We start from the raw sequence: 13442 nt of genomic DNA, 5'->3' as shown, positions 1-13442 counted from the left end.
CCCGGGCCATGTCAGCTTGGCAACGTCATGCCCGTCGGGGACGCTGGCCCGATGAGAGCGAAGCGCCCCGGCCCCGAGGAAATCGTGTCCGAGAAAGGATTCCTGGACCTGGCCGGTCGACAGCACGCGACGCCCCAACAACGCGAGACCATGCCCTGAACGCACCGACGCGAGCGGCCGACCTAAATGCCGGCCGCTCTCGTGCGCTGCGGTCAGGAACGAGCCACCTCACCGAGTCAGTTCGTAGAGGGAGTTGAAGGGGTTGTCCATGGCGACGCGGTCGACGGCGGAGAAGCCGGCACGGGTGGCGAGGTCGCGAAGGGCGGGCTCGGGCAGGCCGAGGGTGCCGAGACCGGCGCCGTCCTCGGCCAACGAGGTGGTCATGCAGTAGAGCAGGCTGAAGCCGTAGAGCAGGGAGGCGATGGGGCCGGCGTTCTCGGCGGGGTCGGCGGAGCAGTTGATGTCCAGGCAGAGGTAGCGGCCACCGGGGCGCAGGCCCTCACGGATGGAGCGGAGCAGGCCGAGGGGGTCGACGGCGTCGTGGACGACGTCGAAGGTGGTGACGACGTCGAAGTGCTCGGGTAGGCCGGCGGCGGCGTCACGGACCTCGAAGCGGACCCGGTCCTCGATGCCGGCCTGCTTGGCGTGGTGACGGGCGGCTTCGACGGCGGCGGGTGAGACGTCGTAGCCGACGAAGGTGGCGGAAGGGAAGGCCTCGGCGAGCGTGGTGACGGCGAGGCCGGCGCCGCAGCCGACGTCGGCGACGTGGCCGCCGGCGCGGAGCTTGGCCGCGGTCTCGGGAACCCGAGGCAGCCAGTCCTGCACGAGCAGGTTGCGGTGCCACTGGGCGGTGAACCGGCTGGTGCCGGCGGCGACGTCGGGGTGCAGGTGCTCGGCGTGCACGCCGCCGCCGACGCGGAAGGCGGCCAACACCTGGTCGTAACGCTGCACGGCGCCGAGCAGCTCCTGGTGCACGCCGCCGAAGAAGGCCGGCCCGGGCTCGGTGGCGAGGGTGGGCACGTGCTCGGCCGGCAGGGTGTAGCGCTGGTCGGACTCCTGGTACGTGAGGTAGCCGGCGGCGTACATACCGCCGAGCCACTCCCGCACGTACCGCTCGTTGAGGCCGGTGCGGCCGGCGAGTTGGGCGCTGGTGGCCGGACCCTGGGCGGCCAGGTCCTTGAACAGGCCGAGGCGGTCGCCGAACGCGGCCAGCACGGTGGTCGCGGCGGCGGCGGTGTCGGTGAGCACGCGTCCGGTGAACTCGGCTGCCTGCTGCTCGTCCATGGCTTTCTCCTGTCGATGAGTGGATTCACGCTCGACAGGAAGGCGTGACTTTAGAATGCACGCGGTGTTCATCGCGAATGAACACCGGATCGGCGGGCACGGATGGACCACGGATCGGCTGTTCCCAGGGTTGTGGTCGGCCGCGAGGGCGAACTCGCGGCGCTGCGGTCCGCGCTCGCCCGGGTGCGCGCCGGGGCGGGCGAGCTGGTTCTGGTCCGCGGCGAGGCCGGCATCGGCAAGAGCACGCTGGTCGAGGCCTTCTGCGACGAGATCCGAGGTCAGGGCGTTGCGGTGCTGGTCGGCGCCGGCTGGGACGAGGGCGGCGCGCCGACGTACTGGCCGTGGGTGCAGGTCATGCGCCGGGCGGCGGCCGCCGGCGCCGGGCCGGCGATCGACGGGTTCGGGGCGGCGCTGTCGCCGCTGTGGCCGGGCGCCGGCGAGGTCGCGAGCTCCGACCGGTTCTCCTTGTACGAAGCGGTCACGCTGGTGCTGGACTCGATCGCGGACGCCGCGCCCGTGGTGGTCGTGCTGGAGGACCTGCACGCGGCCGGCTGCGCCAGCGCCCTGATGCTGGAGTTCGTCGCCCGGCACTGCCGGCACACCCGCCTGCTGCTGGTCGCGACCTACCGTGACGCGGAGGTCCGCCTCGATCCGGAGTTGTCGGCGGTGGTGGAGCGGCTGGCCGAGCACGGCGCGGAGCTGGCGCCGCGGCCGTTCGCCCGGCCGGAGGTCGAGGCCCTGATGGCCGGTGCGCCGGCCGAGCTGGTCGACCAGGTGCTCGACCGGACGCAGGGCAATCCGTTGTTCGTCATGCACGTGCTGCGCCAGCTCGACCGCGATTCGCCGGCGGGCACGGACATTCCGGCCGGCTTGCGGCAGGCGATCCGCCGCCGGGCCGAGCGGGTCGCCGGTGGTGTGACGGCGGCGCTCGACGCGGCCGCGGTGCTCGGCGGGGAGATCCGCGTCGGCCTGGTGGCCGGCGTGCTCGGCGAGCCGCCCGACGCTGTCCGCCGGGCGTTCGACGAGGCCGTCCGGGCCGACCTGCTCGGCCGGGATCCGGCCGGACCGGACCGCTACGTGTTCACGCACTCCCTGGTCAGGGACGTCCTTTACGACGACCAGAAGAGCACCGGCCGGGCGGCGCTGCACCTCGCCGTCGGGCAGGCGCTGGCCGCCGATCCGCACGTGGCGACCCCGACCCTGGCCCGGCATTTCCTGGCGGCCTGGCCGGTGGGCGGGCAGGTGGAGGCCTTGCACTACGCCGGCCAGGCCGGGGACGAGGCCGTCGCGGCGCTGGCCTACGAGGACGCGGTCGCGCACTACCGCCAGGCGATCGTCGCAGTGGGACGGTCCACAGCGGACACCACGACGGACCGGGTCGATCTGCTGCTCGCCCTGGCCTCGGCGTTGCAGCGGTCCGGCCGGCTGGCCGAGGCTCGCCGCGAAGCCGACCACGCGGTGGAGCTGGCCGCGAGCCTGGACGATCCCGAGCGGTACAGCGCGGCCGCGCTGCTGCGCGCCGAACACCTTGACTTCAACACGGTGGACGAGGACGTCATCAACCTGCTCCGGCGAGCGGACCTGGCCTGGGCCGGGGCCGCGACGCCGACCCGGGGCCGGGTGTTGGCCCGGCTCGCGGTCGCCTCGATCCACGCCGACCGGCCGACCGCGGCCGGCCACGCGCGGTCGGCGGTGTCGGTGGCCGAATCCTGCGGCGCCCCGGCGACGTTGGCGATCGCCCTGTCCGCGCAGCTCTACGTCGCGTGGGGTGCGCACGATCCCGTCCAAGCGCTGGCGGCCGGAGCTCGGATCGCCGAGCTGGGCCGAGCCGCCGGCGATTCCGCCCTGACGCTCGACGGCGAGATGTGGCGGCTGGTGTTCACGCTGGAATGCGGCGACCTCGACCAGGCCGACGCCGTGCTCGCCGAGTTGGACCGCCTCGCCGCTGACCTGCGCCGGCCCACGGTCCTGCATCTGGCGCTGTCCCGGCGGTCAACCCTAGGCGCGCTGCACGGACGGCTGGCCGACGCGCGCGACCTGGCTCGGGAGGCGTGGGAACTCGCCCAACGCTGCGGGCTGCCCGATGCCGACGCCGTGTACTGGGGCCAACTGTTCTCGGTGTGGCGGTTCGGCGGCCTGGACGCGGACGACGCCGAGCACATGGAGCGCATGCTGGTCGACCTGGTCGAGCACTCCCGGCTCCGCGCCGCCCACGAGGCCGCCTTGGTGCTCATCCTGATCGAGCGCGGCGAGCACGAAGACGCCCGTGCGCGTTTCGCGCGGATGGTGGCCGAGCTGCCCGATCTGCCGCATGACATGGTCTACGTGTGGACGCTCTGTCTGCTGGCCGGTGGTTGCGCCGCGCTCGAGGATCGAGACGCCGCGGCCGTGCTTCGCGCGGCTCTCACGCCGTTCGCCGGCCGGTTCGCTGTCCCCGCTGGCGCCGTCAGCTGCCTGGGGTCGGTTGAGCTGAGTCTGGCGCAGGTAACCGCGCTGACCGGCCGTGACGACGAAGCCCGGGAGCACTTCGAGGCCGCCGTCGCCGCTCATCGCGCGGCCGGCACGCCGGCCTGGCTTGCCTTGTCCTGCTTGGAGTTCGCCCGCTTCCTCAGCCGCCAAGGGGAAAGGACCAAGGCGCGGTCGCTGGCCGAGGAGGGCGAACGGCTGGCCCGGGTGCACCGCCTTGACGCACTCCTGACCGGTCCGGTCGTCACCGCCTCGATCTCCATGGCGCGCGAGGGTGATGTCTGGACCGTACGGCAGGGTGATGTCGTCGTGCGGCTCCCCCGCAGCCGCGGGCTGGCCCATCTCGCCGAGCTGGTCCGCAACCCCGGCCAGGACATCGCGGCCGAGCAGCTGGCCACCACCCCGGGCAATACGGAGTCTGTGTCCGATGTGGACGTCCACATCGGACAGACAGCGGACGTCGTGCTCGACGCCACCGCCCGCGCCGCCTATCGCCGCCGGCTGCACGACCTGGACGAGGAGATCGATCAGGCCGCCGCTTGGCACGACACGGAGCGCAAGGCCGGTCTCGAGGTCGAGCGCGACTTCCTGGTCCGTGAACTGGCCGCCGCGGTCGGTCTCGGCGGCCGGCCCCGCCGCTTGGGGTCGGACGCCGAGCGGGCCCGGGTCAACGTCACCCGGGCCATCCGCACGGCGATCCGCCGCATCGCCGACCAGGCGCCCGAACTCGGCGCCACCCTCGACGCCGCCGTGCGCACCGGCACCCACTGCCGCTACGACGCCCGTGCCGGCGACCCCGCTCAGGCCGCCGGCATCGGCGGTCAGGCGACGGTGAGCGAGTAGAAGCCGCGCCCGAACGTGGCGATCACGAGTCGATGGTGCGACGGGTCGTAGGCGATGTCGTCGACCGGCACCAGCGGCAGATTCTGGCCCAACCGGGCCCACTGGGCGGATCCGGCCGTGCCGACGAAGACGCCCTGGTCGGTGCCGGCGTAGAGGAGGCCTCCCGCGCCGATGACGAGCGTGTTCACCGGCGCCTGCGGCAGATTTCCGGACAGGTCCGTCCAGTGGCTGCCGTTGTCGCTGGTGTGCAACACATGCGGCTGCCGCGAACCCGAGCGGTAGCCGGACAGCGTGACGTAGGCCGAGTCCGGGTTCTGCGGATCGACGACGACCCGCGTCACCCAAGGCTGACCGGTGAGCACGTTGGTCCACGTGGTGCCGAGATCGTGCGTGACCCAGACCCGTCCGTCGTCGGTGCCGACCCAGACGGTGTGCTGGTCGCCGGCCGCGGCGACGGTGGTGATGGTGCCGAACGGGTAGTCGTCCTTGCCGGGGCCGCCGGTCAGGTCGGGGCTGATCGCGGTCCAGGTGACACCGCCGTCGGTCGACCGGTTGAGCCGGTTTCCGCCGTAGTACATGACTTTCGGGTTGGTGGGGTCGAACTGGACCGGCGTGAACCAGTTGCGGCGGTCGGCGGTGGTGGTGAACTCGGTCATCGACGTGCCGCCGTTGGTCGACCGCGCGCACGCGCCGTACTGGAGGCAGGCGAAGACGATGTTGTCGTTGGCCGGGTTGATCAGGTTCTCCTGGCCGTCACCGCCGAAGTACTCGTTGAACCGCGTCCCGCCCCACGACCGCAGGGATCCGTTGTCCTGCGCGCCACCGGAGATCCGCGAGGTGTCGGCCGCCGTGATCGCCACGCTGTAGAGCTGCGTGAACGGCTCGCTGACGGCGTGCGTCCAGCCGCTGTCGCCGTTGCTGTCGGAGCGGTAGACGCCGCCGTCGTTGCCGAGGTACACGCGCTTGGGATGGCGCGGATCCCAGACGATGACGTGCTGGTCGGAGTGCACGGAGTCGTTGGGAGTCCAGGTCTTGCCGGCGTCGTGCGAAGTCAGCAGGGGCACGCCGGCCAGCTGGACGTGGTTGGCGTCGCGCGGATCCACCCAGACCTTGCCGAACCACCAGCTGTAGCTGGACTGCGAGTCGACGAGCTCGGGGTCGTCGGGCAGACGCATCCAGGTGGTGCCGGCGTCGGCCGAGGTGTAGGCGCTGCCGTAGGCGCCGGCGGCCGTGCCGACGATGGCGTACACCCGTCCCGGCTGGGACGCGGAGATGCCGAAGCCGTACCGGCCGACGTCGGGTCCGGTGGCCGGCAGCCCGCCACCAAGCTGCTGCCACGTGGCCCCGCTGTCGGTCGAGCGGTACAGGCCGGAACCGACACCGCCGTAGACCCGCTGGTCGGGCTGGCGTCGGTGATCCCAGAGCGCGGCGTAGACACGGTGCGGGTCGGCCGGATCGAACTGGACGTCGACCGCCCCGGTGAACGTGTTGGGCACGTCGAGCACCCTGTGCCAGGAGTTGCCGCCGTCGGAACTGAGGTAGACGCCGCGATCCCCGCCGGCCGTGTACAGCGATCCGTTGGCCGCGACCAGGATCCGCTGCGGGTTGGCCGGGTCGATGGCGATCGCGCCGATGGTGCCGGAGTCGGGCAGGCCGACCGGCCGCCAGGTCGCGCCGTGATCGGTGGAGCGGTAGACGCCGGTGCCCTCGTAGGTGACGCTGCCGCCGCCCGGATTGGGTTCGCCGGTACCGACGAAGACCGTGCCGTCGGGGGCCGTCGCGACGGCCCCCATCGCCTGCGTCGCATCCTGCGGCCAGGCGGCGGTGAAGGTCCGGCCCGCGTCCGTCGACCGCCAGAGGCCGCCGCTGGCTGACGCCGCATACAGCGCGTCGGTGGTCGTCGGGTCCATGGCGATGCCGACCACACGGCCGCCGATGTTCGTCGGGCCGAGCGACTGCCAGGTGCCGCCAACCTTCGGCAGGCGGCCGGCCTGAGCTGCGGCGATGTCGTAGGCGTGCCGGGGAAGGGTCTGGCCCGGCACCGTTTTCTGCACGTAGCTGTAGTCCGCCGGGGCCGCCGGGCCGCCGTCATCGTCGTCGTCCATGGGATGGGCCGAGGGCACGACCATCGTGGCGACGAGCGCGACGGCCGCTGCTAACCGAAGCATCCGATCTCCTTCGTACGGATCCGAGCCGTGACGAAGGCGACGCTAGGAGTAGTGGCCGTCGCACAACAGCCGTCAAAGGTCGGTCAGTGCCACCGTCAGCTCGACCTCCAGCAGGCCGCCGCTCGGCAGGCTGGCGACGCCGATGGCGGAGCGGGCATGGCGGCCGGCATCGCCGAAGATGTCCAGCAGCAGGGTCGACGCCGGGTCGAGTACGGCCGAGTGATCCTGGAAATCGCTGCGGGCGTTGACAAATCCGCGTAGGAAGAGAATCCGGCTCACCCGGTCCAGATCGCCGAGGGAGTGCCGCAGCGCACTCAGCGCCCGCAAGACGCAGGCCTGGGCGGCGGAAGTGGTCAGCCGGGACGGCATTTCCGCGGGGCCGCGCATGACCGTATCGTCCACACGGGACAGTTGGCCGCTGACGTAGGCCACGGTGCCGTGCACCACGACCGGCTCATAGACGCCGCGCGGCGCGGGAGACGGCGGCAGGGCGAAGCCGAGTTCGGCGATGCGCTGTTCGATGATCACGAGGTCACCTTTCCACCGAGCCAAACGCCGTCGATCACAGTGTCCTGCCAACGAAAACGGACCGTGATCTCGGACGGCCGGCCCATTGCCCGCCCCTGTCGGATCCGGATCGGCCGGCCGGGGTCGACCGATCCGGTGTCCACCAGGCCGAAGGCCAGTGCGGCGGCGGCGATCCCGGTGGCGGCGTCCTCGGGATAGCCGGAGGAACGCGGAAACTGCCGCGCGTCGAACACCTGGCCGGCCGGAGAGGACGGCGCGTACGGATACAGCCCGGTGGACCCCACCGAGTCGCATACCCGTTTCACACCGGCGAAATCCGGCCGCAGCCCGTCGAGCACGGCGACGTCCGCGACCGGCACGAGCGTCTTCACCCGACTGGTGCAGGCGTTGCGAACCGGTGCCTCAGCGAGATCGCTCGGACCGATTCCCAGGACGTCAAGGATGGCCGGCACGGCCTCGTCCGCCACCGGCTCGATTCGTCCCCGGGGCTGGGTGATCTCCGCGCCGCCGTCGATCCGCCGCGCGGTGACGGGGCCGCTGCGGGTACGCAGCGACACCTCACCGTCGGGCAACCGCCCGAGCCGGCCGAGCAGCCACACCGCGCCGACCGTGGCGTGCCCGCACATCGACATCTCGTGGTTGGGCACCCAGAACCGGAGCTCGTAGCCGTGCTCGTCGGCCAGCACGAAGCCGCTCTCGTGGCCGTATTCCCGGGCGACGGCTTGCATGTCGTCGTCGGACATGCCGTCGGCGTCGACCACGATGGGCGCCGGATTCCCGCCGCCGGGGCCGGCCGGGAACACGTGGACGAGCTGGACCTGCGGGGTCATCCGGAAATTCGCTCCATTTCGCTCGCCGCCTGGTCCTCACCGAGGCGGCCCTGGTTCCGGCGCACGGCCAGCACCCACAGCACGGCGGCGATCGCCAGTGTGATCAGGGCTTGCACACCGGGCTGCAGCAGCAAAGGGGTGTTCGGCTGGACGAAGCCGGAGATCATCAACGCCACCGCGACGGCGACGGCGATCGGCGCCGCGACCAGCAGCTCACGCCGGCCGACCAGCTCGGTGGCCCAGCTCGGACGTCGGGCCGGCAGCGCTCGCAGCCGCAGCCAGCCCAGCCCGACGATGGCGATGACCAGCATGAAGGTCACCGACCGCAGCGCGACGCCGATCTGGAACCCGGCTGTGGCCTCCTCGACCACGAACAGCAGGCCCAGCACGGAGGTCACCAGGATCGGGACGATCGGCACCTGGCGGTCGGTGGTGCGGGCGCAGGAGGCGGGCAGCAGCCCGTCACGGCTCCAGGCGTACATGATGCGGGAACAGTCGATCATCAGCGGCGCCACGGTCTTGCCGGCCACCACGATGACGAACAGATCGAAGACGACGGTGACGGCTCGCGGCGCGAGCACGGCGATGATGCCGGGCACCGTCGCGGCGTCCTGGTGGCCGCTCGCGACCAGCGGATGCACGGCGTACCAAGGCACAGCGTGGAACACGGAGAACGCGACGGCGGCGTACAACAGGATCGCGATCAGCCAGCCGCGAACCAGCCCACGGGACAACGACTTGCCGTCACGGGTCTCGCCGCCCAGCGACGGGGCCGCGCTCACGCCGCCGTAGGAGTAGACGAACAGCACCAGCACGCCGACGAACGCGCCCAGGGTCGGCGTGCTGTCGGCCGGGGCCTGCACCGGATGGCCGAGCAGGTCTGCCGCGTGCCGCAGGTAGGCGCCGGGATCGCCGGCCAGGCAGACCACCACGGTCAGCACCACCACGACGAGCACCATGCCCAGCATCACGGCCATGATCCGGCCGAACGAGCTGATGCCCCGCAGCTGCGCGATCGTGAACGCGAGGATCAGCAGACCGCCCAACACGATGTGCCCGACGCTGCTGGCGGCGGCGACCGCACCCGCGTGCCAGCCGACGGCGTCGAGCAGGCTCGCGAAGAAGACGGCGAAGCCGTAGCTCTGGAAGCCGATGGACCCGATCACGCCGACCAGATAGAGGGCGCTCGCCGCGAAACCCGTGCGCTGCCCGACGGTACGGGTCATCCAGACGTAGGCCGAGCCGGCGCGGGGCATCGCCTGCGCGAAGCGCGCGAACAGCAGCACCGCCGGTCCGAGCACCACGCCGGCGACGATCAGCGCCACCGGGACGAGGTAGGTGACCTGCGGCTGCGTGCCAAGTGCGTTGACCAGGACGAGATTCACGCCGCTGCCGTACTCGGCGGCCAGCGTGGCGGCCGCGACGACGAGCGTGCCCAGGACACGCGCGAGGGCCGGTCTCTGTGACATGGGGATCCTCCGGGGATTGCTTATGAGCAGGGCAGAGCACGGAATCGGTCGATTCCGGTGCGGTTGATCCCCCAGCCGAGCCACTCATGGGCTCAGACCGATACCCCCAGTTCACGCAGGGCGCTGCGGCCCCGCGGCGTCAGGTCCAAGGCCCGGCTGCCGGATCGCGGCTTGGTCCAGCGGCGTTCGCGCATGCTCTCCGCCACCGCCGCACCGAGCGCACCGCCCAGATGCGGGGCCTTCTCCGTCCAATCAGGACACCCGTAGGCAAACCGTCGCCTGGTTCCGTGCAGCTGCGCCCATTCGGCAACGCCGAACTCCGGCAGCACGGTGTCCGCACCGGCACCAGGCACGAGATCGTCGGCACCGGCCGGATCGCCGATCACGGCATCGCGTTCCAGCAGCGTCCGCAACACCGCCACGCCGAGACGACCGCCGACGTGGTCGTAGCAGCAGCGGGCCTCCTCCCCGGGCCGGGCCACCGGCACGTCCACGGCCGACACGCCGGCCGCGGCACCGAGGTTGGCCAGCAACTCGGCCAGATCCGCGTTCGGCAGCCGGTACAGGCTCTGCCGCCCACGGCGCTCCGTCACCAGCAGGCCGGCCGATCTGAGCACGGTGAGGTGGTTGCCGACCTGGGCCTGCGACGCCCCCGCGACCTCCACCAACTCGCTGAACGCACACGGGCCGTGCTCGCTGACGTACGTCAGGAGCAGCAACCGCAACGGGTGCGCGAGCTGCTTGCCCAGCTCGGCCATGGCCTCCGCCGCCGCCCGCAGCGCCTCGGCACCGTCATGTTTCATGCCGACATGAAACATGACGGCTCCGGCCGAGTCAATCGCCGAACGTCGTCCAGCGGCCTTCGGACACCACCTCGACGGTCCCGTCCACAACCTTGATGGCCGTCTGCTCATCAATGGCGTAGGCCGGGACACCGAGGTCGGCCGCCCACCGCTCCGCGTCGGCCAGGGTGTTCGTCGGGAAGGCGTCCAGGTGCGGGAAGATCGAGAAGTCGACGACTCCCAGCGTCCGGTCGTCCGCCGCCGACGGCCACTCCACGAAGTACGTCCCGATCCGCGGCGTCATCACCATGCTGCCGGCGCTCACTCCCACCCAGACCGTGTCGGTCAGCGACGGCAGCAGATCGGCCAGACCGGACTCCCGCATCCAGTGGCACAGGTACGTCGCATCGCCGCCGTCGGCCAGCAGCACGTCCGCCTCCCGAACCCAGGGAACCCATCGCCGCGCGCCGATCGTCGGCAGCGCGGTCAGTTCGAGGACGCCGAGCGACGCCCAGCCCAGACCCGAGAAATGCCGCCACCTGGGCTCGGCCGCCACGAATCCCCGCACCGATTTCGGTCCGCACATCGGGTGACCCCACTGCGCTGTCGGGATGCAGAGGGCGTGGCAGTCCGAGATCGGCCTGCCGAGGAGCTCCACGAGCGCCGCTTGAATGCTCGGGTTGGTGACGCCGCCCGACGTCAGCAAGAGCTTCACACTGCCTCCACTTCGTATCCTGCACATGCCGTGCCCGACCCGATCATGCTCGGATATCGTGCGAAGGCATGCAGGCAATCCACGTCACGCGGTTCGGCGGCCCCGAGGTCCTCACGGTCAGCGAGATCGACGCACCCGTCGGCGACCTCGTCGTCACGGTCACGGCGGCCGGCGTCAACTACGCCGACGTCTCCCGGGTGGCCGGCACCTACTCCCCCGCGGTCGACCTGCCCTTCGTGCCCGGCACCGAGGTGGCCGGCCGCACGGCCGACGGCCGCCGGGTCGTCGGCCTGACCTTCGACGGCGGCGGCTTCGCCGAGCAGGCGTCGATCCCGGCCGACGCCGCGGTGGACCTGCCCGACGGCGTCACCGACGAGCAGGCTCTGGCCCTGCTGGTGCAGGGATTGACCGCCTGGCACCTGCTGCGCAGCTCAGCCCGGTTGCGGGACGGCGAGTCGGTGGTGGTCAACGCCGCGGCCGGCGGCGTCGGCTCGCTCGCGGTCCAGCTGGCCCGGGAGTTCGGCGCCGGGCGGGTGATCGCCGCAGCGTCCACTTCGGACAAACGCCGGCTGGCCCTCGATCTGGGCGCGGACGTCGCCGTGGACAGCGAGCCGACCGGCTATGCCGAGCGCGTCCGGCAGGCCAACGACGGCCAGGGCGTGGACGTGGTGCTGGACGCCAACGGCGGCGACGCGATCACCGCCGGGCTGGACGCGCTGGCCCAGTTCGGACGACTGGTCAGCTACGGCGACGCCGGCAAGCGCGGCCGTCCGGCGGTCGACCCGTCCGTGCTGTCCCGCCGCAACCTCACCGTGGCCGGGTTCTGGCTGCGGCCGGCGCTGGAGCTGGGCTACCGGGAGCCGTTGGCCGAGCTGCTGAGCCTGACCGCGCAGGGCCGCCTGCGTCCGGTCACCGGCTCGCGGTATCCGCTGGCCGAGGCGAGCCGGGCCTTCGCCGATCTCGTCGGCCGGCGCACCACGGGCAAGGTCGTGCTTGTGCCGCAAAAGGTCACGTGATTCGGCGGTGTATGCGGGGCCGCCGCGGGTAACCCCGGTGGTCGTCGCAGAGCACGGGAGGGCCGGCACATGGAGGGTGACCCGTTCAGCGCGGCGGGCGAGAGACCGTTGCTGTCCCGCCGCTACCGGATCGGCGCGCTGGTGGGCGCCGGCGCGATGGCGGAGGTGTACCGGGCCTACGACCTGAAGCTGGAACGCCCGGTCGCGATCAAGCGGTTCACCTCGACGTCCAGCGTGATCAACCGCAGGCGGTTCGACGACGAGGCCCGGCTGCTGGCCGGCCTCTCCCATCCGGGACTGGTCACGGTCTACGACGCCGGCCAGCACGAGAACGGCCGATACCTGGTGATGCGGCTGGTGGACGGCCCGGCCCTGCACCTGGCGCTGTCCAAGGAGCGACCCACTGTCGACGAGGTGGTGGCCTTGGCCAACCGCCTGCTGCCGACGCTGGCGTACGTGCACTCCCGCGGCATCGTGCATCGCGACATCAAGCCGTCGAACATCCTGATCGACCTGGACGGCGAGGCCTACCTGGCCGACTTCGGCCTGGCCCGGCTGGTCGACGCCGACAGCATCACCCGCTCCGGGGAGATCGTCGGCACGGCCGCCTACCTTGCCCCGGAACAGGTGCGCGGCGAGAAGGCCACCCCGGCCTGCGACGTCTACGCGCTGGGTCTGGTGCTGCTGCAATGTCTGACCGGCTACCAGGAATTCCAAGGCGGGCAGGCGGAAGCCGCACTCGCCCGGCTGACGCGGGACCCGGTGATCCCGGATTGGCTGCCTGTCGAGCTGGCGGCGCTGCTGGCCGCGATGACCAGCGCCGATCCGGCACAGCGGCCGTCATCGGCGCACTGTGCTGAGCGGTTCGCCCAGCTCGGGAACGTCGACGTGCCGACGATGCCGCTGCCGCGGCAACCGCGCCGGCGCCGAGTGGTCGCTGCGGCCGTCGTGTTTCTCGTGGCGGGCGCGGCTTTGGCAGTCACGCTCCGAGACACCGATTCCCCGGCAACCACCACTGCCCCGGCCGTGACCACGACCAGTCCGGCGCCGACCACAACGCCAACCGCCACAACGACGCCAGGTGTTGACCTGGCCGCCGGCGTCGACAGCCCTGAAAAACGTGATCCCGGCGCCGTCAACCGTGTGCCGCCCGGTCAGGCCAAGAAGACCGGCCACGGCAAGCCGGGGCCGGGGAACGGCAAGCACGGCTAGCTTCGTTCCTGAACCTGCACTGGATCCGTGCCGTGTGCGCGGACATCGACGCCGGAACCCTGACCTGGGACTCACCCCCGCCCCACGGTGTCAAAGAGTTGCGATAATCTTCAATTGCATGGAGCGGGG

Annotated in this window: 10 protein-coding genes; 3 read left to right on the top strand and 7 right to left on the bottom strand. The window is 71.7% G+C overall.

Features of this window, described 5'->3' with window-relative positions; genetic code table 11:
* Positions 1–228: 228 nt before the first annotated feature.
* Complete coding sequence (locus M3Q35_RS08805) at positions 229–1284, bottom strand: class I SAM-dependent methyltransferase (protein WP_273941170.1); 1056 nt, start codon at positions 1282–1284, stop codon at positions 229–231.
* Between the two features lie 102 nt (positions 1285–1386).
* On the opposite strand from M3Q35_RS08805, the gene M3Q35_RS08800 reads away from it, so the two are divergent.
* Positions 1387–4593: an ATP-binding protein gene (locus tag M3Q35_RS08800; RefSeq protein ID WP_273941169.1), complete on the top strand. Its 3207-nt coding sequence runs from the start codon at positions 1387–1389 to the stop codon at positions 4591–4593.
* Here the strand turns inward: M3Q35_RS08800 and M3Q35_RS08795 are convergent.
* From M3Q35_RS08795 to M3Q35_RS08770, 6 genes are all read right to left on the bottom strand, one after another.
* The gene (locus M3Q35_RS08795) at positions 4572–6761 is read right to left on the bottom strand and encodes a WD40/YVTN/BNR-like repeat-containing protein (protein WP_273941168.1); all 2190 of its coding nucleotides are present in this window, start codon (positions 6759–6761) and stop codon (positions 4572–4574) included. The two genes, M3Q35_RS08800 and M3Q35_RS08795, sit on opposite strands and share 22 nt — an antisense overlap.
* 72 nt (positions 6762–6833) lie before the next feature.
* Complete coding sequence (locus M3Q35_RS08790; protein ID WP_273941167.1) at positions 6834–7289, bottom strand: RidA family protein; 456 nt, start codon at positions 7287–7289, stop codon at positions 6834–6836.
* A complete protein-coding gene (locus M3Q35_RS08785; protein WP_273941166.1) occupies positions 7286–8119 on the bottom strand; it encodes a PhzF family phenazine biosynthesis protein in 834 nt (277 codons plus the stop codon). The genes M3Q35_RS08790 and M3Q35_RS08785 overlap by 4 nt, the downstream gene beginning before the upstream one ends.
* Positions 8116–9588 (bottom strand): APC family permease, encoded by a 1473-nt coding sequence (locus M3Q35_RS08780; protein ID WP_273941165.1) that lies wholly within the window; start codon positions 9586–9588, stop codon positions 8116–8118. Before M3Q35_RS08780 ends, M3Q35_RS08785 begins: the two co-directional genes overlap by 4 nt.
* A gap of 92 nt (positions 9589–9680) precedes the next feature.
* On the bottom strand, positions 9681–10391 hold the full coding sequence (locus M3Q35_RS08775) for an ArsR/SmtB family transcription factor (RefSeq protein ID WP_273941164.1): 711 nt from the start codon (positions 10389–10391) through the stop codon (positions 9681–9683).
* 31 nt (positions 10392–10422) lie between these two features.
* The gene (locus tag M3Q35_RS08770) at positions 10423–11085 is read right to left on the bottom strand and encodes a Type 1 glutamine amidotransferase-like domain-containing protein (protein ID WP_273941163.1); all 663 of its coding nucleotides are present in this window, start codon (positions 11083–11085) and stop codon (positions 10423–10425) included.
* A 68-nt stretch (positions 11086–11153) separates the two neighbouring features.
* Here M3Q35_RS08770 and M3Q35_RS08765 point away from each other — a divergent pair, with 68 nt between their 5' ends.
* Positions 11154–12101 (top strand): quinone oxidoreductase family protein, encoded by a 948-nt coding sequence (locus tag M3Q35_RS08765; RefSeq protein ID WP_273941162.1) that lies wholly within the window; start codon positions 11154–11156, stop codon positions 12099–12101.
* A 69-nt stretch (positions 12102–12170) separates the two neighbouring features.
* Entirely contained in the window at positions 12171–13313 is a 1143-nt protein-coding gene (locus tag M3Q35_RS08760) for a serine/threonine-protein kinase (protein WP_273941161.1), read from the top strand.
* Positions 13314–13442 lie beyond the last annotated feature (129 nt).

This window comes from Kutzneria chonburiensis (genome assembly GCF_028622115.1).
GTDB lineage: Bacteria > Actinomycetota > Actinomycetes > Mycobacteriales > Pseudonocardiaceae > Kutzneria > Kutzneria chonburiensis.
This window is presented reverse-complemented; position numbering and strand designations above follow the sequence as displayed.

Coding starts and splice junctions, on each gene's coding strand:
- M3Q35_RS08805 (WP_273941170.1), bottom strand. CDS start 1,284: ATGGACGAGCAGCAGGCAGCCGAGTTCACCGGACGCGTGCTCACCGAC.
- M3Q35_RS08800 (WP_273941169.1), top strand. CDS start 1,387: ATGGACCACGGATCGGCTGTTCCCAGGGTTGTGGTCGGCCGCGAGGGC.
- M3Q35_RS08795 (WP_273941168.1), bottom strand. CDS start 6,761: ATGCTTCGGTTAGCAGCGGCCGTCGCGCTCGTCGCCACGATGGTCGTG.
- M3Q35_RS08785 (WP_273941166.1), bottom strand. CDS start 8,119: ATGACCCCGCAGGTCCAGCTCGTCCACGTGTTCCCGGCCGGCCCCGGC.
- M3Q35_RS08780 (WP_273941165.1), bottom strand. CDS start 9,588: ATGTCACAGAGACCGGCCCTCGCGCGTGTCCTGGGCACGCTCGTCGTC.
- M3Q35_RS08775 (WP_273941164.1), bottom strand. CDS start 10,391: ATGAAACATGACGGTGCCGAGGCGCTGCGGGCGGCGGCGGAGGCCATG.
- M3Q35_RS08765 (WP_273941162.1), top strand. CDS start 11,154: ATGCAGGCAATCCACGTCACGCGGTTCGGCGGCCCCGAGGTCCTCACG.
- M3Q35_RS08760 (WP_273941161.1), top strand. CDS start 12,171: ATGGAGGGTGACCCGTTCAGCGCGGCGGGCGAGAGACCGTTGCTGTCC.